The organism is Enterobacter sp. HG048 (assembly GCF_024702055.1).
GTDB classification, from domain to species: Bacteria; Pseudomonadota; Gammaproteobacteria; order Enterobacterales; family Enterobacteriaceae; genus Enterobacter; species Enterobacter dykesii.
Map to the genome: position 1 here is coordinate 39,381 of NZ_JANLIZ010000010.1, position 25,098 is coordinate 64,478.

The window sequence follows — 25,098 nt, forward strand, 5'->3', positions numbered from 1 at the left end:
CACATTTCCGATCGTTTGCCGAATTATTCTCCACTTCGCGCAATTGTCAGGCACTCTTTCGCGGATATTTCCACAGCCAGCGCCCGCTGACCATCCGCCAGTAGAACAGCGCGCCCCGCACGGCCCAGTCGAGGAACATCCCCAGCCAGACGCCGACCACACCCCATCCGAGCATCACCCCGAGCGTATACCCTGCGACAACGCGACATCCCCACATGCCGAGCATTGATACCCACATCGCAAAGCGGGCGTCGCGCGCCCCCTTCAGCCCGGCAGGCAGTACCCATGAGGCTGCCCAGATGGGCATAAAGGCCGCGTTGAGCCAGATGAGGATCTTAACGACCTCTTTAACGTCGTCTTCGTGGGTATAGAACGAAGCCATCAGCCCGGCAAACGGCGCAGTTCCCCAGGCGATCAGCGTTAGCCCAATGGTCGACAGCCAGAACACGTGCCGCAGCTGCCGCTCCGCCTGGCCTATCTGCCCTTTCCCGAGCCGCTTACCCGTAATAATGGTGGATGCTGAACCCAGCGCGTTACCCGGCAGGTTAATCAGCGAGGCAATAGAGAAGGCGATAAAGTTACCGGCGATAACGTCGGTCCCCATCCCGGCGACAAACATCTGCGTGAGCAACTTCCCGCCGTTGAATAACACCGATTCTATGCTCGCGGGAATGCCAATCCCCATCACTTCCCAGATAATGGCGAAATTAAAGGGACGGAAATAGCTTTTCAGCGTCAGACGCAGCGAGGGGGTAATCCCGGCCATCAGCACCCCGATGATGGCTGCCGCACCGATATAGCGTGAAATGGTTAAGCCCAGCCCGGCACCGACGAACCCCAGCCCCTCCCACGAGAACACGCCGTAGATCAGCACGCTGCTGATAATAATATTCAGGATATTCATCCCGCCGTTGATCAGCAGCGGAATTTTGGTGTTGCCAGCCCCGCGCAACGCGCCGCTGCCAATCAGCGCAATGGCTGCCGCCGGATAGCTTATGACGGTCATCTCGAGGTAGGTCAGCGCCAGGTCTTTTACCTCGTTCGTGGCCTCCCCGGCGACAAAATCGATAATCTCTTTACCGAAATAGTGGATCACCGCCGCCAGAACGATCGAAAAAATGGTCATGATCATCAGCGACTGGCGGGCCGCCTCGCGTGCACGTTTGGGATCCAGCTTGCCGAGGCTAAAGGCCACCACCACCGTCGTCCCGAGGTCTATGGCGGCAAAGAACGAGATCACCACCATGTTAAAGCTGTCCGCCAGCCCAACCCCAGCCATCGCCTCTTTCCCCAGCCAGCTCACCAGGAAAGTGCTCAGAACCCCCATCAGCAGAACGCAGGTATTTTCCAGGAAGATAGGCACGGCAAGAGGGGTGATTTCACGCCAGAACAGGACACGATAGCTTTTACGTTTTGCATACCATGGCGTGCGCGCGATCGCCTGGCGTAAGGAGGCAGTGACGTTCAAAATGGACCTTAGCGAGAAAAGTTGAAACTCCATTTCAAATGATGGGGGACAAATGCTAATCCTGCAAAGTATTTTCCTGAAAAAGATGTGTGGATTTACAACAAACTGACGACAGAATCAGCAATCAGTCGATTTTCCCTAAGATCAGGTTTGACAAAACTTTTTTCGCCGCTAAGATAAGCCTCCACAACGATTCCTCTGTAGTTCAGTCGGTAGAACGGCGGACTGTTAATCCGTATGTCACTGGTTCGAGTCCAGTCAGAGGAGCCAATTTCCTGTTTTCATGCCTCCTTACGAAGCTTTATCTGATATTGATTCAAGAGGTTAGCGTGAAATCTCTTCCCGGTGCATTTTGATTTTACCCTCCGCATCGGGAAAAATTGGTGGTCAAATCTGGGGTCAGGTTAGTTCGATAATGGAGTGACCCCCATATGTCCCTTACCGACGCGAAAATCCGTAGTCTCAAGCCTTCTGATAAACCCTTTAAAGTCTCCGATTCCCACGGTCTGTATCTGCTGGTCAAGCCGGGTGGCTCACGTCACTGGTATCTCAAGTACCGTATTAACGGTAAAGAATCCCGCATTGCGCTGGGTGCCTATCCTGCCGTCTCCCTCTCTGATGCGCGACAGCAGCGTGAAGGTGTCCGTAAAATGCTGGCGCTGAATATCAACCCGGTACAGCAGCGGGCTGCTGAACGTGGCTCACGAACACCGGATAAAGCTTTTAAAAACGTGGCGCTGGCGTGGCATAAAAGTAACCGGAAATGGTCGCAGAACACCGCTGACCGTCTGCTTGCCAGCCTGAACAATCACATCTTTCCGGTTATCGGGAACCTGCCTGTATCAGAACTTAAACCCCGTCATTTCATTGACCTGCTGAAAGGGATCGAGGAAAAAGGTCTGCTGGAAGTTTCGTCCCGCACGCGGCAGCACTTGAGTAACATAATGCGCCATGCGGTCCATCAGGGGTTAATCGATACTAACCCGGCAGCAAACCTTGGCGGCGTGACCACACCTCCTGTCAGACGGCACTATCCTGCCCTGCCACTGGAGCGGCTGCCTGAACTGCTTGAACGTATTGAGGCATATCATCAGGGCCGCGAACTTACCCGGCTTGCCGTCCTGCTGATGCTGCATGTGTTCATTCGCTCCAGTGAACTGCGTTTCGCCCGCTGGTCAGAGATTGATTTCAAAAACCGGGTCTGGACGATACCCGCGACGCGAGAACCCATTATTGGCGTGCGTTATTCCGGGCGCGGGGCCAAAATGCGAATGCCGCATATCGTCCCCCTCTCAGAACATGTCATCGCCATTCTGAAACAGATTAAAGATATCACCGGTAATAATGAACTGGTCTTCCCCGGCGACCATAACCCGTATAAGCCAATGTGTGAAAACACGGTCAACAAGGCATTGCGGGTGATGGGCTACGACACAAAAAAGGATATCTGTGGCCACGGCTTTCGGGCGATGGCATGCAGTGCGCTGATGGAATCGGGTTTATGGGCAAAGGACGCAGTAGAACGCCAGATGAGTCATCAGGAGCGTAATACCGTGCGCATGGCTTATATTCACAAGGCAGAGCACCTGGAAGCCCGCAAGGCGATGATGCAGTGGTGGTCCGATTATCTGGATATGTGTCGCAAACTTTATGTACCACCTTTCATTCTGAAGAGATAAAAACGATATTGTTGTGCGAGTCGAAATAAACCATATCGTATACCAAAGCCGTATCCACTCTCATAGGTACGGCTTTTTTATAAGGAGCAACTAGATGAAATCTAACGTTGAGTCGTTTGCAGTAGCACTGGCCTGCTAATTCATAAATGGGAACCTTTCTTTAAGTACATTATGATCCCAAGTATAGGTATACTAATGGTAATCTGACATCAAGGTTTTCGATGAAAATGAAGGAAAACACCAATCTCCATTGTATCGTGAAGGTTTTATGAGGATTTAACCCAACTAATATTTTAGATCTGGAGTAGTGAAAGTGATTCTAGTCAAAATATATGCCTGCCTAATAACAACCAATAATAATATTTATTTCCACTGAAATTACTAAATGCTTATAATTTACTATTTATAAACCACCACTGACCACTCTGGAATCAGACCAATTGACATCAAATAATACCGCAATATAATCGAAGTGTTTTATTATAATTAATCCATTATTAATTCTTTTATTTAGAGGACAGTTCGCATCCATTTGCATAAATTTACAAGCATCACCATACAGAGTTCTACTTGTTCAATAGCGATAAACTCATCCGGCTTGTGCCCCTGCTCCATACTGCCCGGCCCGCAGATCAGGGTGGCAACCCCCGCTTCATCAAACAACCCCCCTTCAGTGCCAAACGCCACGGTAGAGAAATCGTCGCTTCCGCTCCATTGCGCCAGCCATTGGGCAAATTGTGATTGAGGATCGGTGAGCAGGCCTGGGTAGTGGCTGAGCGGCAGAAAATGAATCGTGCTTTCAGCCGCCACCGCCTGCATTTGCGGTAACAGCTGCTGTTGCGCGTACTGCTCAACCTGGGTAATGACCCCCTGAACATGCGCCTCCGGCAGATAGCGGATTTCGAAATCAAACTGACAATCCTGCGGCACGATGTTCAGCGCGCTGCCGCCCTGAATCACACCGGTCTGGAGCGTGCTATAGGGGGGATCAAAACGCGCATCCTCTATCTGCTTCAGTTGCTGCGCCGCTTCGCCGAGCTGATTGATAAGCCTTGCCGCGTATTCGATGGCATTGACGCCAGAAGGTGCGTAGGCCGAGTGGCAGGCGCGACCATGCACCTGACAACGCATCGCCACCTTGCCTTTATGTCCATATACCGGGCGCATTTCTGTCGGTTCGCCGATGATACACATGGCGGGCTTTTCTGCTGACGCACGCAAAAACTCCACCATGCTCCGCACCCCGAGGCAGCCCACTTCCTCATCATAGGAAAAAGCCAGATGCAGCGGCAGACGCAACGGCTGGGCCAGAAAGCTATCCAGCGATGCCAGCACGCAGGCCAGAAAGCCTTTCATGTCCGCACTGCCACGACCATAGTAGCGCCCTTCCTGTTGTGTCAGGGCAAACGGCGGCAGCGTCCATTGCTGACCATCGACCGGCACCACATCGGTGTGACCGGATAACATCACCCCGCCATCACCACCCGGCCCCAGCCGGGCATACAGATTGGCTTTGCGCCCGCTGTCATCCATGATGCGTTGCGATGCGATCCCGCGCTGCGCCAGAAAATCCTCAATCCAGGTAATCAAGGCCAGATTGGATTCGCGGCTGGTGGTATCAAACGCCAGCAACGCCGCAAGGATATCGCGCACCGCACTACTCATCGCCGGGTACGCCATAGCTCGGAGCATCACGTGGATCCAGTGCCCGGGTGACGTAAGCCTGCATTTGAGGTTCATACGCCAGCCACAACTTGTGCAGTTCTGCCAATGGGTTTTCTTCTGCCCAGTCAACGCGCAGATCCACCAGCGGCCAGGTGTAATCATCCACCACCTTCACAGCAGCTGAATGCACCGGCCCCGCCTCACCACCGGCATCGATCCCTGCCTGCAACGCCGTGAGCAGGCGACCAGTAAGCTCACCAGTGGCAGCGTCAAAAGCCGCCGCCATCTCGGCGATCACCTCTTGTTCCGCCAGCATATTCCCTGCTGCCACGCACTCTTTGCCCTGCACCACATGATAAATACCCAGCGTCTTGTCACCGCTAAAGGCGGCGCTGCGACCGCTGGCGTCAATGACCGTCACCTGGCGATATTCGCTAAAGCGATCTTCTGCCAGTGCGCTTTTCAGCGCCTGTTCCGGCGTTAAGCCCTCTTCCAGACGCGCCAGAATCTGCTGCCCCAGCGCCGGTAATGTGATGTTCTGGCTGGATACCGCACCCACTCCGGCCACCAGCCACGGGCAACGCGCACCTACGGCAATGCTCGACGAACTAATGGCGATACCGAGCTGGCCGGACTCCGCACAGCGTGCCGCAATCGAAAGCGTCATTTCCCCTCCCAGTCATCCGGGATCACCGCAATCACATCAATTTCCATCAGCCACTGCGGCTGTGCCAGCGCCGAAACCACCAGGCCAGTTGAAATCGGAAACACCCCTTTCAGCCATTTCCCCACCTCCTGGTAAACCGGCTCGCGATAACGCGGATCGGTAAGATAGGTGGTGGTTTTCACGATATGGCTCAGGTCGCTACCGGCTTCTTCCAGCAGCTGTTTAAGGTTTTTCATCGCCTGTTCGGTTTGAGCGCGTGGATCGCCCAGCCCGACCAGATTCCCTGCAAAATCAGTACCCACCTGGCCGCGCACGTAGACGGTATTACCGGCGCGTACCGCCTGGCAGAGATCGTTGTCCAGTGTCTGATTCGGATAGGTTTCTTTGGTGTTGAACATACGAATACGTTGATGTGTAGGCATAACAGTTCCTTAAAGCGAGTCAGAGGGTGCGCGATACTGCTGGTACTGGCGCTGGATAGCGATCTGGTCAGCAATGAATTTGGCATCGTGCCAGACGCCCCAGATAAAGGTGGAACCACGACGTGACAACCACGGCAAGCCAAGAAAATAAACGCCCGGCTCACTGGACACGCCACGATGATGCTGCGGTCTGCCCTGTTCATTGAAGGCATTGACCTTTAACCAGCTGTAATCGGTGACGTAGCCCGTCGCCCAGATAATGCTGGTGATTCCGGCCTCTGCCAGATTCAATGAGAGCTGCGGATGGGTGACACAAGCGGGGTCTGGCAGGAATTCACGTGCCTGTGGTTCTGGCGGTAAATCGAGGCCGTTGCGCTCGATATACGCATCGGCAGCATCCAGCAACGCGAGATAATTCGCATCGCCACGCGCAATATTCTCCGCCAGGTCATCCTGAAAACGTACTGTGTTATCGGTGAAACTTTCCGTCAAGCCAACGAGGTTTACGCCCTGCGCCGCCAGACGACGAAAATCGACGGTATGTCCACCGCGTGCACCGCTCACGGCGATGGTGACATGCTCTTTGCCCGGTTGACTGGCCGCAGCATCCCACAATCCGAGCACCCCAAGCCACCAGCAGAAGTCCCGGCCACGGTAAGAACGTGGCGGGCGATCGTGCGGCCCCACCGATAACCACACTGGCTTACCGGATCGTTGCAATTCATCGGCAATCTGCACCCCGGAAGAACCGGCACCAACCACCAGTACGCCACCCTGCGGCAACTGCTGTGGATTTTTATAGTCTGCCGAATGTAACTGCTGTACATAGCTATGTTGAGGAGCAATCGCCGGGATCACCGGGCGCTGGAAAGGACCGGTAGCGGCCACGATACGCTGCACATTGATCACGCCTGCGGAGGTGGTGACGGTAAAACCACTGCGCCCCTGATTGCGTTCAGCGCTTAACACTTCGACGCCGGTATGAATCGGTGACTGGTTCATGGCGGCGTAACTGACAAAATAATCAGCAACCTGTTCTTTTGCCACAAAGCTGTCTGGTGAGCAGCCAGGAAATTCCATGCCCGGAAAGCGGTCATGCCAGGCCGGGCCATTGGCAACCAACGAATCCCAGCGACGACTACGCCAGGATTCGGCAATACGGTTTTTCTCCACGACCAGATGCGGAATGCCCAGACGCGTCAGGTGTTCGCTCATGGCAACCCCCGCCTGACCTGCGCCAATAATCAGCGTATCTGTTTCAGTTTTTAATGATGTCATTTCAACGTCCTTCATCCCGCATCACGCAGGGGATTAACCACTTAAGAAGGACCCAAGACTATTGGAGCGCATGCAGACGGTAAAATATTATAAAGTGAGCGTCTGGATAGAAAATATTTAACCTGCCGGCAACCTTCATCGCCGAAATAAAATACAAAGCCCTGTTAAAGCCGCATCCGCACTGCACAGGCAAGATAAAAGGGTGCTGAGATAAATCAAATTCACGCGATTCACAGGCAACATTTTTACTTATTAATTTGCAGAGTTAACGATATCTTATATTGCCAATGATGCTTCATCGATGTGCAGGCGCGCACCAAGATGAAGCATTAAGCCAGAGACTTTTATTTTAGATGTTAATAATCATAAGGTTAATTAGATTCAAAAAGATCTCACCTGTCATTCTTTAACGTCTCAATTTGGGGCGACCAATCCATAAGCGAGATTGCATCTTTTTTTTATATTAGCTGGCTATATTTTTCTTCATTTCTCTCTATAGCCAACTGTTGCAACATCCCATCAACGTTATTTTCACCCCTCCCAATTTTTTGGGTGGTTATAACCGCAGCCATGCGGCAAGCCTGCAAATGACTTTGTTGAGATAACTATGATGACAAACAACCCAAAAGATAATGCTGTTGCAACCACAATAGAGTTGAGCACCATCCAGCCTATTCCCGCGCATGAACGTCATGGCAAGCCACGGGATCTTTTTACCATCTGGTTTGGTTCAAACATCATGTTGCTTACCGTGATTACCGGCGCGCTGGCGGTAAGTATTTTCCACTTATCTTTTATGTGGGCCACCATTGCCGTATTGATTGGTAACCTTGCCGGTGGGCTGTTTATGGCATTGCATTCCGCGCAGGGACCACAATTAGGTGTGCCGCAGATGGTTCAAACCCGCGGCCAGTTTGGTTCTTATGGTTCCGTGCTGGTGGTGGCGTTAGTCGTCATCATGTATATCGGCTTTCTGGCATCAAACCTGGTGCTGGGCGGTCAGTCACTGCACGCCATCTACGCACCGGTTTCTACGGATACCGGCATCCTGGTTTCTGCGGTACTCAGCCTGGTGGCCTGTGCCTTCGGCTATAACCTGATTCATGCCTACACCAAGGTGATGTCGTGGGTATCCGGTATTATTTTGCTCGCGGCCTTTGCGTGGATTGTTTTCGTGCATGGTCTGCCGACTGATTTTCTCGCGCGTAATGGCTTTAATCTCAGCGGATTCCTCGGTGCCATTTCCATCGCCGCATTATGGCAGCTGGCCTACGCGCCTTATGTATCCGATTATTCCCGCTACATGCCAAAAGATATCAGCGAAAAAAGCGTCTTCTGGTGTAGTTACCTGGGATGCGTACTGGGTTCATTGTTCCCGATGATTCTTGGCATTCTGGTTTCTATTTGCATCGTGGATGGTGATTTAATCACCGGTATTGTTAATATGACCGGCGGATTATCCTCCACCGTCATTATTGTGTTTGCCTTAGGCATTGCCGCGACCAATGCAATGAACCTCTATTGCGGTGTGCTCTGCACCCTGACGCTTGGCCAGACATTCCTGCCTAAGTGGTCGCCGCTTTCTGGCGCTCGCATTGTGGTATCAATTGTCACCATCCTTATCGAAGTGCTGATTGCGATTTATGGTCAGGAAAACTTCCTGGTGAATTACACCAACTTTATTCTGATGTTGCTGTATGTGCTGGTGCCGTGGACGGCAATTAACCTGGTTGATTACTATCTGGTGGCCCACGGTAATTATGATGTCGCTTCATTCTTCCGTCGTGACGGTGGCATATACGGTTACTTCAATTCAAAAGCCATTTTCTGTTATCTGCTGGGGATCGTGGTCGAGATTCCTTTTATGTCTACCGCCATTTACACCGGTCCGGCAGCGAATATGTTAGGTGGTGCCGATATCTCCTGGATTATTGGTTTAGCCATCGTCTCGCCTGTTTATTATTTCCTCTGCCGTACTCAGGCAGTGGCGCAAACCTCTGTTGCTAAATAATTACCGGAATGACTATGAACAATAGTAATACCTACGACTACATCATTATTGGTGGGGGTTCCGCAGGTTCCGTGCTGGCCGCCCGGCTGGCTGAACAGGCAGATCTGAAGATCTGCCTGATTGAGGCTGGAAGTCGCGATGAGACCCCACGCATCCAGACTCCTGCGGGAACCATTACCCTGTATAAAAGCAAAAAGTTCAGCTGGAACTTTTATTCAACGCCACAAAAAAGCTTAGGGGGGCGACAACTCCACGTCCCGCGCGGCAAGGCGCTGGGGGGTTCCTCATCCATGAACAGTATGATTTATATTCGCGGATTACCTTCTGATTATGACCGCTGGGAACAGCAAGGTTGTGAGGGCTGGGGCTGGAATAATGTCCTGCCCTGGTTCAAACGCTCGGAAAAGAATCTGTTGTCTCAGGATCCGGCATATCATGGTTTTAGCGGCGAATTACTGGTCGATAAACCGCGCGATCCCAATCCAGTATCAGCGCTGTTTGTCGCGGCGGGCAAGCGAGTCGGATTAGCGGAGAACACCGACTTTAACGGTAAATCGATGGCAGGCGTCGGGATTTATAACGTTACGCAAAAAGATGGCAAACGGTTATCAAGCTATCGCGCATTTTTGCATCCCCATCTTGGTCAAAGCAATTTGACGGTCATGACCGACTGCACCGTGCAAACGCTGATCATTGAAGACAAAGTGGTCAAAGGCGTGCGTATTAATGAGCATGGCCGCGATCAACCCACGTCAATTTTGTGCCGCCAGGAAGTCATCCTGTCAGCAGGCTCCATTGGCTCACCACATATTCTGTTGAAGTCAGGCATCGGGCCTGCCGCCGAACTTGAAGCCGCAGGTATCCCGCTGGTGCACCCTCTCCCCGGCGTGGGTAAAAATCTTCAGGATCATCTGGATGGTCTGGTCACCGTGCGGTCCGGTAACCCGCTAACGCTGGGTTTTTCCCTCGCCGCCTGGAAACCGATCCTGACCTCACCCTTCAACTATCTGTTTCGCCGCAAAGGTTGGTTAACCACCAATTATGTAGAAGCGGGTGGTTTTGCCGCGACGAAACTCAGCAGCGATGAACCCGATATTCAGTTCCATTTTGTGCCGGGTTATCGCAGCCACCGGGGGCGCTTATTTGAATGGGGCCACGGCTACGCGATTCACACCTGCGTGTTACGCCCGAAATCGATCGGCGCGTTGCAGTTAACGCGCGATGGACAAATCGCAATTGATTTTAATTTCCTCGCCGACCCTTATGACGCCAGCGTGCTGGTTGAGGGGATAAAAGTGGCAAGGAACATTCTTGTTCAGCCGGAATTCGCCGCATTGCGGGGTGAAGAGATGCTGCCGGGCGAACATATTCAGACCGACGAACAGCTGCATCAATACGTCAGAGAATATTGCGCCACCGTTTTCCATCCGGTGGGCACCTGCAAGATGGGCCGGGATGAAATGAGCGTTGTCGCACCGGAATCCCTCAAAGTGTATGGCGTGGAAAATTTGCGCGTGGCTGACGCATCAATCATGCCATCGCTTATCAGCGGCAACACCAATGCCCCTTCAATAATGATTGGCGAACGTGCGGCAAGCATGATCCTGCAAGGAACGCCGGTAGCTGAGACCGAGACGAATAAGGAGAACGCGTATGCATAATCGTGATTACTGGCAAGGTCTGCTGAACCAACAACGCTTTAGCACGCATGCCCTTATCGGGGGTAAACCTTACTTCGCCAAAGCGGAGAAAACCTGGGCGGTAGTGAATCCCGCCACCAATGCGGTGTTAGCGGAAGTCACCGCTTGTCAGGCTGAGGATATTGACGCTGCGGTGGATTCCGCCCGCCAGGCGTTTACCTCTGGCATCTGGTCCGGGTGCCCGTTAGCGCAACGCAAAGCGGTGCTGCGCAGGCTGGCGGATCTGATGCTGGAGCATCGGGAAGAACTGGCGCTGCTGGAAAGCGTCAGCATGGGAAAACCGGTACTCGATGCGTATAACGTTGATGTGCCGGGGGCTGCCCATGTGATTGCCTGGTACGCAGAAAGTATCGATAAGATTTATGACGAAGTCGCCCCGACCCGTCCAGGCACGCTGGCAACCATAACTCGTGAGCCTGTCGGCGTTGTAGCCGCCATTGTACCGTGGAATTTCCCCCTCGATATTGCTGCCTGGAAAATCGGACCGGCCCTGGCCGCCGGAAATAGTGTGATCCTGAAACCCTCGGAGAATTCGCCTTTCACCGCACTGAAACTGGCAGAACTGGCGCTGGAGGCCGGATTGCCCGCCGGGGTGTTAAACGTTGTTACCGGGCTGGGGATCGAAGCCGGTGCCGCGCTGGGCCTGCATAACGATGTTGATGTGCTGACTTTTACCGGTTCAACCGCAGTGGGCAAAGCCTTTATGGCCTATTCCGGCCAATCCAATTTGAAGCAGGTGTGGTTGGAATGTGGTGGCAAAAGCGCCAACATTATTTTTGCCAATTGCCAGGATCTCGATTTAGCCGCCGAAAAAGCCGCCTTCGGTATCTGTTTCAACCAGGGTGAAGTTTGTTCAGCCAACTCCAGATTATTAGTTGAACGTAAGATCTATCCCGACTTTATGGCGAAGTTGATCACGAAGTTGCACGGCTGGCAACCTGACCATCCGCTTAACCCCAATGCGAGGATGGGCGCGATGGTTTCGACTGCGCATAAAGATAAGGTGATGGATTTTATTCAGACCGCAGTGACTCAGGGCGGTATTGTGCGCGCGGGTGGCGAGCAACGCGAAATCGAGACAGTCGCTAACTACATCCTGCCGACGGTGATTGAGATTGAAAGCGAAAACGTTAACTTATGGCGTGATGAAGTATTCGGTCCGGTGCTCGCGGTAAAAGTCTTTGATGATGAGTCGGAAGCCATCGAACTGGCGAATAATCATATTTACGCCCTTGCCGCATCAGTATGGTCGGACGACCTGAATCAGGCACATCGTGTGGCGCGCAAACTGAACGCCGGAACGGTGTCGGTCAACACCGTTGATGCGCTGGATGTGACCGTTCCTTTTGGTGGCAATCAGCAATCGGGTTTTGGCCGCGACCTGTCTTTACATGCCTTTGATAAATTCACCAAATTAAAAACCACCTGGATTGAATTACGTTAAATACAACTGACGTTTGCTCTACCCGCAACGGGTAGAGCAACAATTTAATGGCTGCTGACGGCCGGAGTTAATTCAACACTGCGGCAATAATCCATAAATAACCGCGTCGGCCGTGTTGGTTCATTATTTTGCAGATAAGCCATAATCAGCGTCGATGCCGCCATTTCATCGACTATATCCAGTTGCACCAGGCGCTGCCCATCGTATGTCATATCCGAACAGGGCCGGGTCACCAGCACCGAAAAGCCCAGCCCCTGCCCGACCATGCACCGCACCATTTCAATTGACGGCGAGCTATAGGCAACTTCAGGGTAATAACCATTCTCTTTGAAAATACTGATAAAGTAATTTTTGCTGGGCACCGCATCCAACAGGATCATCGGTTCGCTTGCCAGTTCCTGTAATGTCACCGCACTTTTTTTCGCCAGCGGATGAGCCGCCGGTAGCAGCGCATAGGGTTTATGCGGCGCATTCAGCGGTTCTTTCTGAATCGCGTTGTCCAGGTCAAGATCGTAGAGAAATGCCATGTCAAAACGGCCACGATGTAAACCGTGCATCAGCTCATGCTGTTCACCGTCGTACAACTGAATATTGATTTCTGGATAGAGTTTTTTGAAACCTGCAATCAGCTTGGGCATATACAGCGGAGCCGCCGATTCAAAACAACCCACGGCGATGGTGCCGCAAACCAGCTCATTTTCTGCGCGTGAACTTTGCTCAAACTCATAGGACAACCGCAGCAACTCCTTTGCTTTTTCGTAGAACCGTCTCCCACTGGAGGTGAGCGATACGCCCTGTGCATGATGGCGAATGAACAACTGCTGTTCAAAAGCGTCCTCAAGGTTTTTGATGGCGACCGAAATCGAAGGCTGGGCGATGTGCAGCTGACGTGACGCTTCGGCGATGCTTTCGGTCTCAACCACAGTGACGAAATATTTAAGCTGCTTGAGTGTGAAATGCGTCATGATAAACCTTATAAAATATCTTAACGTTAATGTTCAAAATAGTTTCAACCTACCCAATTTATTTATGCAATATTTACGCCATGTTTTCTAATTGTATGACTATTCTTAATTTAAGCTTAAGGAGAAAGATCTTTTCTCAAGGGTTTAAAAGGCTAGGTTTGTAAAAAGAGTAACTTCATGCTCTGAAATTTGGCTGAGGAAAATGCCATAAGTAGAGAAGCTATTGACTACGGTATTTATGACCGACACTGACCCAACTGGAGACCCATGCTTCTTGTATATTCCAGATTCGAATGTAAAGTCTCACACCGCTTCAAATGTGGAAGCATAAGTGTCAATTGATGACTCATAAAGGAGCACGGCTTGAACAGCATGACACTTTAGCCCGCCCCCCAAGATTAGATATAACAGCCAGTCATTCATATTCGTTTGATAAGAAGATACCTTAGATTCAGTTTACTTACGAACCTCTTGCTGACAAAAGCGATCCAGTCAGAGGAGCCAAATTCTTGTTTTCATGCCTCTTTGCGAATCCTTATGTGATTTAGATTCAATAATTTAGCGTGAAAAGTCTTCTCGATGCATTTTCATTTCCCCCTACGCATCGGGCAAGATTGGTGGTCTGATTTGGGGTCATTTCAGTTCGATTATGGAGTGACCACCATATGTCTCTGAACGACGCTAAAATCCGTAGCTTAAAACCATCCGCAAAACCCTTCAAAGTTTCTGATTCTCATGGACTGTACCTTTTAGTCAATCCAGGCGGTTCACGTCTCTGGTATCTCAAATATCGTATCAATGGTAAAGAATCTCGCCTCGGCTTAGGTGCCTATCCCGATGTTTCTCTGGCTTACGCTCGTCAGCAACGTGATGGTATACGCAAGCTGCTAACGCAGAATATCAATCCATCACAACAACGTATCGCAGAGAAAGCTGCCCGCTCACCGGAAAAAACATTTAAGCACGTTGCATTGAGCTGGCATAAAAGCAACAGAACATGGTCTGAGAACCACGCCTCCCGTCTGCTTGCCAGCATGAACAATCATATATTTCCTGTGATTGGACACTTGCCAGTAGCTGAACTGAAACCTCGTCACTTTATCGACCTGCTGAAAGGCATTGAGCAAAAAGGTCTGCTTGAAGTCGCAGCACGTACCCGGCAGCATATGTGCAACATCATGCAGCATGCGGTGCATCAGGGGATGATTGAGAGCAATCCAGCATCGAATCTCGAAGGTATCATCGCAGCACCGGTTAAACGACACTACCCCGCCCTTCCCCTTGAACGACTACCCGAATTGTTGAGTCGCATTGATGGCTATCATCAGGGACGGGAATTAACCCGGCTGGCTGTTTCTCTTACCCTGCATGTCTTTATTCGCTCCAGCGAACTGCGGTTTGCCCGCTGGACGGAGATAAGTTTCACAAATAAAATCTGGACGATCCCCGCCACACGAGAACCGCTCCCAGGCGTCCGCTATTCCAGCAGGGGGGCGAAAATGCGCACGCCGCACATTGTGCCGCTGTCACAACAGACCATCGACATACTGAAGCAGATAAGAGAAATCTCCGGTGATCAGGAGTTGCTGTTCCCCAGCATCCATAATCCATCCAGACCAATGAGTGAAAATACGGTTAATAAGGCGCTGCGGCTGATGGAATATAATACTAAAGAGGATGTCTGCGGCCACGGATTCCGGGCAATGGCCTGTAGTGCCCTGATAGAATCAGGTCTCTGGTCACAGGATGCAGTTGAGCGTCAGATGAGCCATCAGGAGCGCAATAGCGTTCGAGCAGCCTACATCCACAAGGCGGAGCATCTGGAAGCCCGCAAGGCGATGATGCAGTGGTGGTCAGATTATCTGGACAGGTGCAGAGAGGAATTCGTGCCATCCTATATTTTGGGCCATCAGCAGTCCAAAGTCTGAACTACGGTATATACCGATTGATAAGCTTGAAAAAGGGCTCAGCTAATGAGCCCCGTTTAAGACTAAATACTTCGCATATATACTTAAAACACCATCAGCTTCATACAAAGCTTGGTTTTTAGTCACAGAATTGAGCAGGATGTTGAATTTGGCCCCTCACAAATCAAGCACAATTGCATCTGTGTTGGGGGTCAAGTATTTATTCCTAACGCTGCCAGCAATGTACTGATTTTAGGCGAACGATGGCGCGATTTTGCATAAATTAATGAAAGCGGAATCGAAGCCTCGGAGTATTCATGTAGTAGCTCGACAAGTTTACCGTTTTCCAGATATTTACCGACCGCAAAGTCCATTATCTGAACAACTCCCATCCCGCTGAGTGCCGCCTCTAACAGTACATCCGCAGTATCGACGACCAGATTACCCTTAATATCAAAAGCCTGCTGTTCTCCCGCTATAGAATAAAACCACTTTGTGCTACGCCCAGTTCTCTGTGCTTTAACAGCCAGACAGTTATGCTGTACCAGTTCCGCTGGCTCTTTTGGAATTCCGTGGCTGTTTAAATATTCCGGTGACGCAACGGTGACAAAACGTAAATGCTTAATAGTTCTGGCGATAAGCCGTGAGTCCTGTACGCTGCCAATTCTAATCGCCGCGTCAAAGCCTTCTTCCACCAAATCAACCAATCGGTCAGTCATAACCGCGTCAATTGTTAATGCCGGATATCTGTCCAGAATCTCTTTGAGCATAGGAATAATTACCAATCGGCCATAGGCAGAAGGTGTCGTTATTTTTAGTTCGCCTTCAGGGAATACCGTTCTGCCGGTAATCGAATGCCCAACCTCATCCATTTCATGAATCAGGCTTTTTGAGGATTCATATAAAAAAACGCCATCGGTAGTCAGACTTACAGAGTGGGTATTGCGGTTAAGCAAGGTAACACGAAGGTCGAGCTCAAGCCTGGTAATTGCACGTGAGACCCCTGATTGGGTGAGGCCCAATGCCTGCGCAGCTTTGGTAAAACTCTGCGTTTCCCCTACCTTAATAAAGATTTTAAGCGCGTTTAAATCCATAAGTCTTCTCTTACATCTCTTACACGAACATCTATGCCTCGTGGAGGTATCAAGATACAAAAAAAAACTGACAGAAGTTAAATATCAATGTGTTATTAGTTAAAAGATAACGCTATGTCGCCACAATTATTGCAATATCCTTGCGTGGCGACAGCATAGAGGACTATGTACGAGTTGAGCTTAGTCCTGAGGTACGTTGAGCGTGACTTTGCCTGGAGCGAGAAGATGCATGAAATCCTGTTTAATGACTTTATCCCAACTACCAATATTATCCGCGTATACTTTAATGATCTTCTCGTCAACGAGAGTGAGCAAGGTGTTTAAATCTTCTCCGGCCGGGGAATAATCCTTATAAGAAATCAGATCGATTCCTCGTGATACCAAAATTGTGGTGTCTATGCTCGCCACCTGTCCCGAGGCAACGCCCAGAATGAGAACTGTGCCATTAGGGACAACATTGTCTAATAGATGAGCCAGTAAATCGCCACCGACGGTATCGACCAGTGCATCAAAGGTTCCCTCAAAAGGGTATTCTTTAGCCAATAGTACCTCGTTGGGTTTAACGTCGCTGGCTTGCAGCCAATCGAATCCACGCTGACTGTGCACCACCGCCGAAACTTTAATACCGGCATGCATTGCCAACTGAACCAACAAATGCCCGACTCCGCCCGTTGCACCGGTAACGGCCAGAGACTGGCCCGGCTGCAAATGAAGGGATCGCAGAGAACGCAGCGCCGTTAATCCTGCCACCGGCAACGCTGCTGCAACCGCTGCTGATACACTCTCTGGCACGATAGCGACATTGGCACGATCGACAACGCGATATTGGCTCCAGGCACCCGAAAAGCTCCATGTTAATACCCGCTCCCCAATTTTTGGTCCCTGACCGTCGGTGCTGGTCTCGATCACAATACCAAATGCATCCCATCCGGCAGGCTTATCCGATTCCCAGGGAAAGTCTAATTCTCCCCGATTAAGTGATATATTGGAAACTCTGATTAAAATATCACTTTCCGTCCTTCTGACTGGCCGCTGTACATCGGTAAATCTAAAACCACCAGTATCTGATTTCACAATTGCTTGCACGTATTCACTCATTGTTATTTTCCTTTTCGATATTCACACATTCAGAAAAATCAATTAAATAAATAACATTATCTATTTTTAAGATAAGCCGATGACAATTTAATTACCTAAATTCGATATCTTAACCTCCTAACCTAACACGACAACTCGATAAACCAGCAGATTATATTGGTGAAAAATGTCATAACAATTATGATTCATATTCTGTTTACAAAAACTGATGATCGAGGGTATTAGTTTCATTACTGTTAATCACATTGAGTGAATTTTTATGAATAAACCACTTCCAGCGGCAATATATGTTTTAGGTTTTACTCTATTTGCCATGACAACATCTGAATACATGGTCGCAGGATTAATCACATCCATGTCATCTGATTTAGGTGTTTCCATTCCTAAAGTTGGATATTTAATTACCATTTATTCATTAGGTATGGTTTTCGGTGGTCCCTTGCTTGCTACATTTTTAGTTAAACTTAGCAATAAAGCAGCATTATTGACTATTACTGGCATATTTCTTGTCGCCCAAGTAGTCGCAACCGTTTCTGCAACTTATGATCTTTTAGCAGTAGCGAGGTTTGCGACCGGATTATCTTCGGCAGCCTTCTTCGGTTTTGCGCTGTTGACAGCGGCAAAAATGGTTCCACCGGAACGCTTTGGCGTTGCAGCCTCCATCGTATTGGGCGGGATGATGATAGCGACGGTGGCGGGACTGCCACTATCAGCAATACTTGACCAGTATTATGGCTGGAGAGTTTCCTTCGCATTAATTATTGTCCTTACATCTTTAGCTGGAATAGGTATTATACTGATTGTTCCTAAATTCAAGGCGGAGGTTAAGGGTAGTATTAAGGCTGAATTTGGTTCAATTATAAACAGATCAATCTGGGGGGCTTTTATTACAAGTTTCTTTATTATTGCTGCTACATTCGCGACATTCAGTTACTTCGTTCCCTATTTTGAAAACACTGTCGGTTTCGATATTCCATATATCCCGGCTATTCTTTTCGCTTACGGTGTATTCACGGTAATTGGTAACTTTCTTGTAGGTCGACTAGCAGATAAATCGCCGATTAAAGTTGTTTTCACCGGAAGCGTCGTGCTAGTACTTGCACTGTTTGGGCTTTATACCTTCTACGATAATAAAATATTAGTGCTGATATCTGTAATGATTTTAGGACTTACTGGTATTACTCTCACTCCTGCCATGTCCTCACGCGTGTTTAAAGCAGCCCCTAATACTTCATTAATTAACACTATGCATACCTCCGTTATTTGTCTTGGAGTAGTTATTGGTTCATGGGCCGGTGGCTATGCAATCGACCAAGGTTATGGCTACCGTGCACCAACTCTCATCGGTATTTTTTTAGCAGGATTGGCGATTGTCACCCTACTCCCTGTTTTGAGAAACAACCGTTACGATACTCCTGCTGTTAATCCTCAGACAAATATCTGACTGTACCAATAGGAATAGACCATGAACAGTGAAACTAATTCATTAGGCTATGAAAATAACATTCAAACTATTCCGGAATCGCACTCATTTCCCGAAAAAAAATACAAGCATGAGATCCCAATCATTTACCATAGCGAGAGTGATAAAATTATCGACCAAAGTTGCGAGGCAAGGTTATTAAATGACACGCCCAATAAAAAATCATGCACACATAAAATATTTGTTATACGAAAATGCAAGCCGGAGCATATAGGAGACATTTTCTTGCGGCCATCAGAAAATGATTATAGCAGCATAATTCTAGACATTAACATTCATACGCCATTAGGAGAAAAAATAAAAACCGGACTATTCCGTAAACTTTCATTTTTTTTATTTGAAAAATATAAGACACTGAGAGTTGAGACTCACATTCTGATTGATCATCATAAAATCATTAATAGCCTTATATTGAGCGGGTATACTTTTGAAGGTATTACACAAAAATTTAATGTAAATTCAGAGCTAGAGGAATTTGCAGTATTTTCATTATTGAAGGATCAAACTAACACGGGAAAAAGCCTATTATTCCCTGCAGTGGATAGTAATATTTATCGCGATGAAAAAATTGCACTACGTTTAGCCGAAACAAAAGACACATTTTGTATATGGTTAGAGCAATCAAATCCTGAATCATCGAAGTGGGGTTTATTCGAAACAGCATCACTTGATGAAATAAAACAAAAAGTCAGGCGTTGCGGGCTTAATTCAGCCGTAGGTCCTAATATATTACTAACTATTATAGAATGCTCAACTGGTAATGCTGTAGGAAAAATTGTTATCCGCAATGTTGTACCACCTCATGTAGGTGATGTGGGTTACGGGATATTGCCGGAATATCGTGGTTTAGGCTACGCCGTAAGGGCACTGAATCTTTTGAAAAAATGGGCCTTTAATGAAGCTGGTTATGTACGTTTAGAACTTGGTGTCAAAGAAGGCAATATCGCGTCAGAAAGAGTCGCGCAAAAGGGAGGGTTTGAATTTGAGGGGATGCGTCCGGGACGATTGAAAAATCACGATGGTTCATACAGTAATGAAATGCACTATTTCTTTCTGAACCCGAATATTAGCTATCGCAAAATAGAGGATTGATTAAATGAGCAAAAAGTTCATCTCCTTTCTCGAACAGCATTTAGATCATAAAAACGTCGTCGCCTATGTAAAAACACCGAATGATGTTGGTGAATATACTTCCCCATCGGTTTCTGGCCGAGTGGATGTTTCCAGTATTGAACAAGTAATTCGTATTGTTAAGCTAGCAGATCAATTTGACGGAGAAACAGCGCTTTATCCCTACTCAACTGGATACAATTGGGGGCTAGGTTCAACAAAACCTCCGTCAGACAACGCCGTGCAGTTGAAGCTGACCGGATTAAATAAAATTCGCGAGATTAATATCGCAGAGGGTTATGCTGTCATTGAGCCAGGTGTGACGCAGGGAATATTATCGCAAAAATTACTGAACACCCATCGCTTTATTAATGTGACAGCCTCATCTGCAGAAACGAGTTTTTTAGGTAATGCTCTCGATCGGGGCGTCGGGTTGAGGCACCAGCGTACAGAAGATCTTCTCGGCCTGGAAATTGTTCTCGCCAACGGGACACTGCACCGAGTGGGCTGGTGGCCGGAACAGGGAAAACATAGCGCATTATACTCCCACGGGATTGGCCCTTCACTGGTGCAATTATTCACCCAATCGAATCTCGGAATTATAACCGGTGGCGTTGTACGTCTACTTAATCGACCAGAAAAATCTCGCGTCGCCTATATTTCCTTTTCTCCCGAAAACTTAGAGTATGCTATCAATACTTTCCAGCGTTGGTCAGCACAAGGGTTAATTCACGGTGTACTTAAGGTTTATGATGAAACCTCAACACTGACGTATGGTGCGAATAAGGGCGAGTTTCTCGTTCATTTGCCTCTTTCGGGAGCTGCCTCAGTAGTATCGGCACTTTCCACCGCGCTGGAAACCGAGTTTGTAAAAGCTGGCGAGAAATTCATCTCTTTGATCTGGAACGACAGCCCTACGAATCCTTATCAAGATGATATCGTCGCCAATCTAGTCAACGCTGCTTATCAAGGGGATACTAAATATCATGATATCCTTCTGGAGAAGACGCTCGGTACTACACCGGCTGAAATAGATGCCGAAGGCAAAGGCTGGATATTTTTCTTGCCTCTGCTTCCTTTTACCGGTCAGGCTATTAAACAGGCTTATCTACATTTCGACGATATCTTCGAGTCTACTGGCGTGCGCTGCGGCGCCACAATTAATACGCTGAGTGATCAGATTATTGATCTCGTTGTATCCATTCGTTTTGAACGCGTAGAAGAGGAAATAAGAAAAGCTCATCGTGCTCTGAAACTTCTTCATGAAAAATTTAGTGCTTCCGGTTTTTATCCTTATCGTTTGGACGTCGAACATCCTCTCGCCAATAGTCGTAATGCCAGAACGCTTCGTGAAGGTGAAATCATTAGAAGCTTGCAAAAAACTTTAGACCCAAAGGGAATTTTCGCATCCGGGCGATATAGTTATTAATAATAACCAATATGTACTTTTAAGATTTAATCATATAGGTTCATTTATTGAGGCACATCCATGATAACTCATGAAGAAAATACATTTAGCAATATATTAGTTAATCTAAGAGATTTACGTGGCAAATTACGTAACTCCGCTCGTGAAATAGAAGAGCATCGCAGGATACCACTCAATATTATTGAAAGGCTACGTGGCATTGGGATATTTGGAATGTGTTTCCCGCAATCATGGGGCGGTGCCGGACTGACGTCGATTGAGCAAATCCTTGTGCTGGAAGAACTCGCCCGGGGCGATACGGCTACCGCCTGGTGCGCCATGATTGGTTGTGACTCAGGTATTTATTCAGGTTTCTTGGAAGAAAAAAGCGCCAAAGAGATCTTTCCACACGCCAATCTGGCCGTGGCGGGTTGGATACACCCGCAGGGAAAAGCCGAGATAGTTGATGGCGGCTACATTGTCACTGGCAAATGGCGTTTTGCCAGCGGATCGCCTCATGGCGATGTCATCTCGGCAGGTTGCTTCCTCTACCGTAACGGCAATCTTATACTGGATGATAACGGCAAGCCCCTTTGGCGAGTCATGCTGGCGCGTCCTGCCGACTACCTTTTTTCCGACACCTGGTTCACCACCGGCCTGCGGGGAAGCGGCAGTCAGGACTACTCCACGCAAGGATTGTTCATTCCCGAACAGCACGCGTTCAATTTCTCGGAACCAAAACGTCAAGGGCCACTGCACAAAACGCCGGATGCAATTTTACGCAAAATGGCCGGTATCCCGCTGGGGCTTGCGAGAGCCTGTCTGGACTATATCTACGACGTCGCCGACGACCGCACAGACAGAATCAATGATGTGAAATGGCGAAACTCAAAGCGCGTACAGACGGCGGTGGCTAACGCAGAGAATCAGTTATTTATCACTAGAAACGCGGCGCTCACCAGCGTAAGTACATTATGGCAGGCGCTCGAAGCCGATGCCGCTCATGACGATATTACTCATTGGCGCGTGCAGTCAGCTTTGAGTCGAAGAAATGCCTTTCAAACCGCACGAACCATCGTTTCAAGCTTGTATGACCTACAGGGTGGGGGTTCTATCTACACCCATGAAACACCTTTTGATCGCGCATTACGTGATATCAACACTATTTGCCAGCACGCTGTCGCGCAGGAAAAAGTCCTGCAGGTGTGCGGCGATATTCTCCTTGGTGGCAAAGTCGAAGATTACTTTATATAAGGAAGAGAACCGATGAGTGGTATTTTTTCGCAAAAGAAAATTCTTGTAACCGGCGCAGGCAGTGGACTTGGCAGAGAAATAGCCTTGGCATTTTCACGACTTGGCGGAACCGTTATTCTTGCAGGTCGAAATAAGCAGAAACTAGAAGAGACAGCGCAAGCGATCTCCGAGACTCCTGGCAAATCATGGGTTATTCCTTTCGACGTAAATAATAATCAATCAATAGATAACCTGTTTGATGAAATTAAAAATAGAGTCGGTACTCTTGATATTGCCGTTAATAACGCCGGAGTATTTTCTTTTGGTTTTGTCGATGAAACCTCCAGTAAAGACTTTAATCACGTATTCACTACTAATGTCATTGGTTTGTTTGAAAGTCTGAAGCGCGAACTTCAGTCGATGAAAGAAAACCGGGCCGGGACTATCGTTAATATTTCATCAAATATGTCTATCGGGCTGAATATTCCGGGCACGGCAGCCTACACCGCTTCAAAGGCTGCCGTCGATGCATTGACCCGCGTCTCGGCAAAAGAGGCTATCACGCACGGCGTGCGAGTTTTCTCAATAAACCCAGGTCCATTGGCCACCGAAATGACCCAACTTCCCGGCGAATCGGCGGCAGACCGTGACAAAAGATGGCGCGATTTGATCCCCATTGGGCGTATTGGCGATGTTAAAGAGATCGCTCAAGCCATTATTTGGTCCTGCTCAGGCCAGTCTGACTACTTAGTGGGTACACGAATAGTTATCGATGGCGGCCACTCTCTTTAAATTCATAACCGTGAGGTACAAATAATGCAACCATTTATTATTAGAGATAATGAAGGCGTTCCGCTTTGGTTAAATAATGACACCTATACTATCAAGCTTGACAAAGAAAATACCGGCGGCAGCATTTCTATTATTCAGGGATTTGTTGGGCCTGGTGGTGGTCCGATCTGGCATCTTCATGAAGACGCTGATGAGATATTTTATGTACTAGACGGCCAATTAACCGTAAGAGCCGGAGAAAATATCTTTCAGGCAAACCCTGGCGATTTTGTTTATGTACCAAAGGGCATTTATCACCAATTTAGAAATAACAGCATTAAACCTATCAAGATATTGTTGATGTTCTCTCCCGCAGGTTTCGAAGGGTTCTTTAGAGAAACAGGCATTGTAGCGAAAGAGGGTGTTCCCCCACCGTTACACATTCATGATGCAGAAGCAAACAGACGGGCTATAAAGATTGGTGGAAAATATCTTTCTTTTGTTCCTGATTTTGAAAATCCCGACATCAATCCAAATTTAAAATAAACCAAAATGCCGCGAATTTTTTGCGGCATTCTTATATTGCAAATCAATACGAATGGATAATACTGAAAAAAATATCCAACCTTCCATCAACAGTCATTCTTTATTCACCTTATGAGAGGGCATTATATTTATCAGCACGGATATGTAAAAGGAGATATGTTATGTCAGACAGACTCGCTTTTCTTAAGAATAAAAATGTAAACTCAGACTGGTTAACTATCAAAGAAGCAGTTAAAGCATCAAAGAAAAACGGCATTAGAAAAATACAAGAAAGTGATATCTATCGATATGCTCTGCAGGGAAAAATCCTCCTTTCGATATACTTTCAGTCTCCAATTACCTTGAGGAAAATAAAATCCTATAACCATAAATTAAAGCTAAAACCTAAAGATAATAATTTACCTGACGGCAAAATTACGTCGGATGAAATCGTTTTTTTTAGCGAGAGTAATTTAACTTTCAGCACCGAAGGTAAATATTTTCACACTGCTCATGGCGTCATTGATACAAGTCTTTTTGGATATGAATATTTTCTCATACAATGCCTACTTGCTCACAATCTAAAAATACCATCACCTGTACTTAGAGGGAACAATAACTATGGCATCACTGTTTCCTTATCAGGGGAAAACTTTCTAGTTCACAATAGAATTTCATTACGCAATGGAATCTCATTAAATGGCATAGATTTAAGTTTTAATGATGCCTACTTACCTATTTATAACTTACCGAAGGATGCATGTTTTGTTATCAGGCAAACTGAGTTAAATAAAATAGTCAACTGGCTGGCTGGAAAAAAAATCACTCTCGGACTCTTCCACACGCATATCATCCCCTCTATCAAGACTATTTTGGCTTGCCTGTAGAAATAATGAAACTATCAGCCCGTTGATAGGAAAACCTTACAAGTTGCTATCCATTTTTGAGCAATGGGCATCAGAGGAAGGCATTACCGATCGATTCAGTGGCGACACGCTCAAAACTGCGCTTGAGCGCGGCTCGCCCCCTTCCCTACCAACACAAAAGTAAGATGATGCCCTTCGCTATGAAAACCCGTATTAAGGATTGGATTTTCCGTAATACGGGTTCATCAACTTTCTCCGCACCACGACTTTGTGTTGTCGTGTTATCTCCCGGCTAGCGCAACAT

General features: G+C 48.1%; 20 protein-coding genes and 1 tRNA gene. 13 read left to right on the top strand and 8 right to left on the bottom strand.

Annotated features, from left to right (window positions below):
• Nucleotides 1–46 precede the first annotated feature (46 nt).
• Entirely contained in the window at nt 47–1,501 is a 1,455-nt protein-coding gene (gene emmdR, locus NUX24_RS13150) for a multidrug efflux MATE transporter EmmdR (protein ID WP_308280945.1), read from the bottom strand.
• 161 nt (nt 1,502–1,662) lie between these two features.
• Here emmdR and NUX24_RS13155 point away from each other — a divergent pair.
• Both NUX24_RS13155 and NUX24_RS13160 read left to right on the top strand, forming a co-directional pair.
• A tRNA-Asn gene (locus NUX24_RS13155) sits at nt 1,663–1,738 on the top strand.
• A gap of 161 nt (nt 1,739–1,899) precedes the next feature.
• Nucleotides 1,900–3,147: an integrase arm-type DNA-binding domain-containing protein gene (locus NUX24_RS13160; RefSeq protein ID WP_021313401.1), complete on the top strand. Its 1,248-nt coding sequence runs from the start codon at nt 1,900–1,902 to the stop codon at nt 3,145–3,147.
• A gap of 510 nt (nt 3,148–3,657) precedes the next feature.
• Here the strand turns inward: NUX24_RS13160 and argE are convergent.
• Genes argE through NUX24_RS13180 form a run of 4 tightly spaced genes read right to left on the bottom strand, consistent with a single transcriptional unit; the run spans nt 3,658 to nt 7,179 of the window.
• On the bottom strand, nt 3,658–4,812 hold the full coding sequence (gene argE, locus NUX24_RS13165) for an acetylornithine deacetylase (protein WP_024264487.1): 1,155 nt from the start codon (nt 4,810–4,812) through the stop codon (nt 3,658–3,660).
• A complete protein-coding gene (locus NUX24_RS13170; RefSeq protein ID WP_021313399.1) occupies nt 4,805–5,479 on the bottom strand; it encodes a DUF1028 domain-containing protein in 675 nt (224 codons plus the stop codon). Before NUX24_RS13170 ends, argE begins: the two co-directional genes overlap by 8 nt.
• Entirely contained in the window at nt 5,476–5,901 is a 426-nt protein-coding gene (locus NUX24_RS13175; RefSeq protein WP_021313398.1) for a RidA family protein, read from the bottom strand. The genes NUX24_RS13170 and NUX24_RS13175 overlap by 4 nt, the downstream gene beginning before the upstream one ends.
• 9 nt (nt 5,902–5,910) lie before the next feature.
• Entirely contained in the window at nt 5,911–7,179 is a 1,269-nt protein-coding gene (locus tag NUX24_RS13180) for an NAD(P)/FAD-dependent oxidoreductase (protein WP_070550041.1), read from the bottom strand.
• A 607-nt stretch (nt 7,180–7,786) separates the two neighbouring features.
• Here NUX24_RS13180 and NUX24_RS13185 point away from each other — a divergent pair.
• The 3 genes from NUX24_RS13185 to NUX24_RS13195 are packed head-to-tail and all read left to right on the top strand — an operon-like array spanning nt 7,787 to nt 12,334.
• Nucleotides 7,787–9,190 carry a cytosine permease gene (locus tag NUX24_RS13185; protein ID WP_031285270.1) on the top strand — a complete coding sequence of 468 codons (1,404 nt, stop codon included), beginning with the start codon at nt 7,787–7,789 and terminating at the stop codon, nt 9,188–9,190.
• Nucleotides 9,191–9,204: 14 nt separating this feature from the next.
• Nucleotides 9,205–10,851 (top strand): GMC family oxidoreductase, encoded by a 1,647-nt coding sequence (locus NUX24_RS13190; protein ID WP_257832063.1) that lies wholly within the window; start codon nt 9,205–9,207, stop codon nt 10,849–10,851.
• Nucleotides 10,844–12,334 carry an aldehyde dehydrogenase gene (locus NUX24_RS13195; RefSeq protein WP_021313393.1) on the top strand — a complete coding sequence of 497 codons (1,491 nt, stop codon included), beginning with the start codon at nt 10,844–10,846 and terminating at the stop codon, nt 12,332–12,334. The genes NUX24_RS13190 and NUX24_RS13195 overlap by 8 nt, the downstream gene beginning before the upstream one ends.
• 44 nt (nt 12,335–12,378) lie before the next feature.
• On the opposite strand, the gene NUX24_RS13200 is transcribed toward NUX24_RS13195, so the two are convergent.
• Nucleotides 12,379–13,299, bottom strand: a complete 921-nt coding sequence (locus tag NUX24_RS13200; RefSeq protein WP_021313392.1) for a LysR substrate-binding domain-containing protein — start codon at nt 13,297–13,299, stop codon at nt 12,379–12,381.
• Between the two features lie 665 nt (nt 13,300–13,964).
• Here NUX24_RS13200 and NUX24_RS13205 point away from each other — a divergent pair.
• A complete protein-coding gene (locus tag NUX24_RS13205) occupies nt 13,965–15,227 on the top strand; it encodes an integrase arm-type DNA-binding domain-containing protein (RefSeq protein ID WP_044643620.1) in 1,263 nt (420 codons plus the stop codon).
• 191 nt (nt 15,228–15,418) lie between these two features.
• Here the strand turns inward: NUX24_RS13205 and NUX24_RS13210 are convergent, their stop codons facing one another.
• Both NUX24_RS13210 and NUX24_RS13215 read right to left on the bottom strand, forming a co-directional pair.
• The gene (locus NUX24_RS13210; RefSeq protein WP_044614187.1) at nt 15,419–16,300 is read right to left on the bottom strand and encodes a LysR family transcriptional regulator; all 882 of its coding nucleotides are present in this window, start codon (nt 16,298–16,300) and stop codon (nt 15,419–15,421) included.
• 180 nt (nt 16,301–16,480) lie between these two features.
• Nucleotides 16,481–17,398, bottom strand: coding sequence for a zinc-binding dehydrogenase (locus tag NUX24_RS13215; RefSeq protein ID WP_050887337.1), 918 nt, complete (start codon nt 17,396–17,398; stop codon nt 16,481–16,483).
• Nucleotides 17,399–17,657: 259 nt separating this feature from the next.
• Between NUX24_RS13215 and NUX24_RS13220 the strand changes: the two genes are divergently transcribed.
• The 7 genes from NUX24_RS13220 (at nt 17,658) to NUX24_RS13250 (ending at nt 24,815) form a co-directional block, all read left to right on the top strand.
• Nucleotides 17,658–18,842: an MFS transporter gene (locus NUX24_RS13220; protein ID WP_257832071.1), complete on the top strand. Its 1,185-nt coding sequence runs from the start codon at nt 17,658–17,660 to the stop codon at nt 18,840–18,842.
• A gap of 21 nt (nt 18,843–18,863) precedes the next feature.
• A complete protein-coding gene (locus NUX24_RS13225) occupies nt 18,864–19,973 on the top strand; it encodes a GNAT family N-acetyltransferase (protein ID WP_070550043.1) in 1,110 nt (369 codons plus the stop codon).
• A gap of 4 nt (nt 19,974–19,977) precedes the next feature.
• Nucleotides 19,978–21,420 (top strand): FAD-binding oxidoreductase, encoded by a 1,443-nt coding sequence (locus NUX24_RS13230; RefSeq protein WP_050500304.1) that lies wholly within the window; start codon nt 19,978–19,980, stop codon nt 21,418–21,420.
• A gap of 60 nt (nt 21,421–21,480) precedes the next feature.
• The gene (locus NUX24_RS13235; RefSeq protein ID WP_032699289.1) at nt 21,481–22,653 is read left to right on the top strand and encodes an acyl-CoA dehydrogenase family protein; all 1,173 of its coding nucleotides are present in this window, start codon (nt 21,481–21,483) and stop codon (nt 22,651–22,653) included.
• Between the two features lie 12 nt (nt 22,654–22,665).
• Nucleotides 22,666–23,424, top strand: a complete 759-nt coding sequence (locus tag NUX24_RS13240; protein WP_044643384.1) for an SDR family NAD(P)-dependent oxidoreductase — start codon at nt 22,666–22,668, stop codon at nt 23,422–23,424.
• A gap of 24 nt (nt 23,425–23,448) precedes the next feature.
• Entirely contained in the window at nt 23,449–23,949 is a 501-nt protein-coding gene (locus NUX24_RS13245; RefSeq protein WP_044643385.1) for a cupin domain-containing protein, read from the top strand.
• A gap of 161 nt (nt 23,950–24,110) precedes the next feature.
• Complete coding sequence (locus NUX24_RS13250; protein WP_306460115.1) at nt 24,111–24,815, top strand: hypothetical protein; 705 nt, start codon at nt 24,111–24,113, stop codon at nt 24,813–24,815.
• The last annotated feature ends 283 nt before the right edge of the window (nt 24,816–25,098 follow it).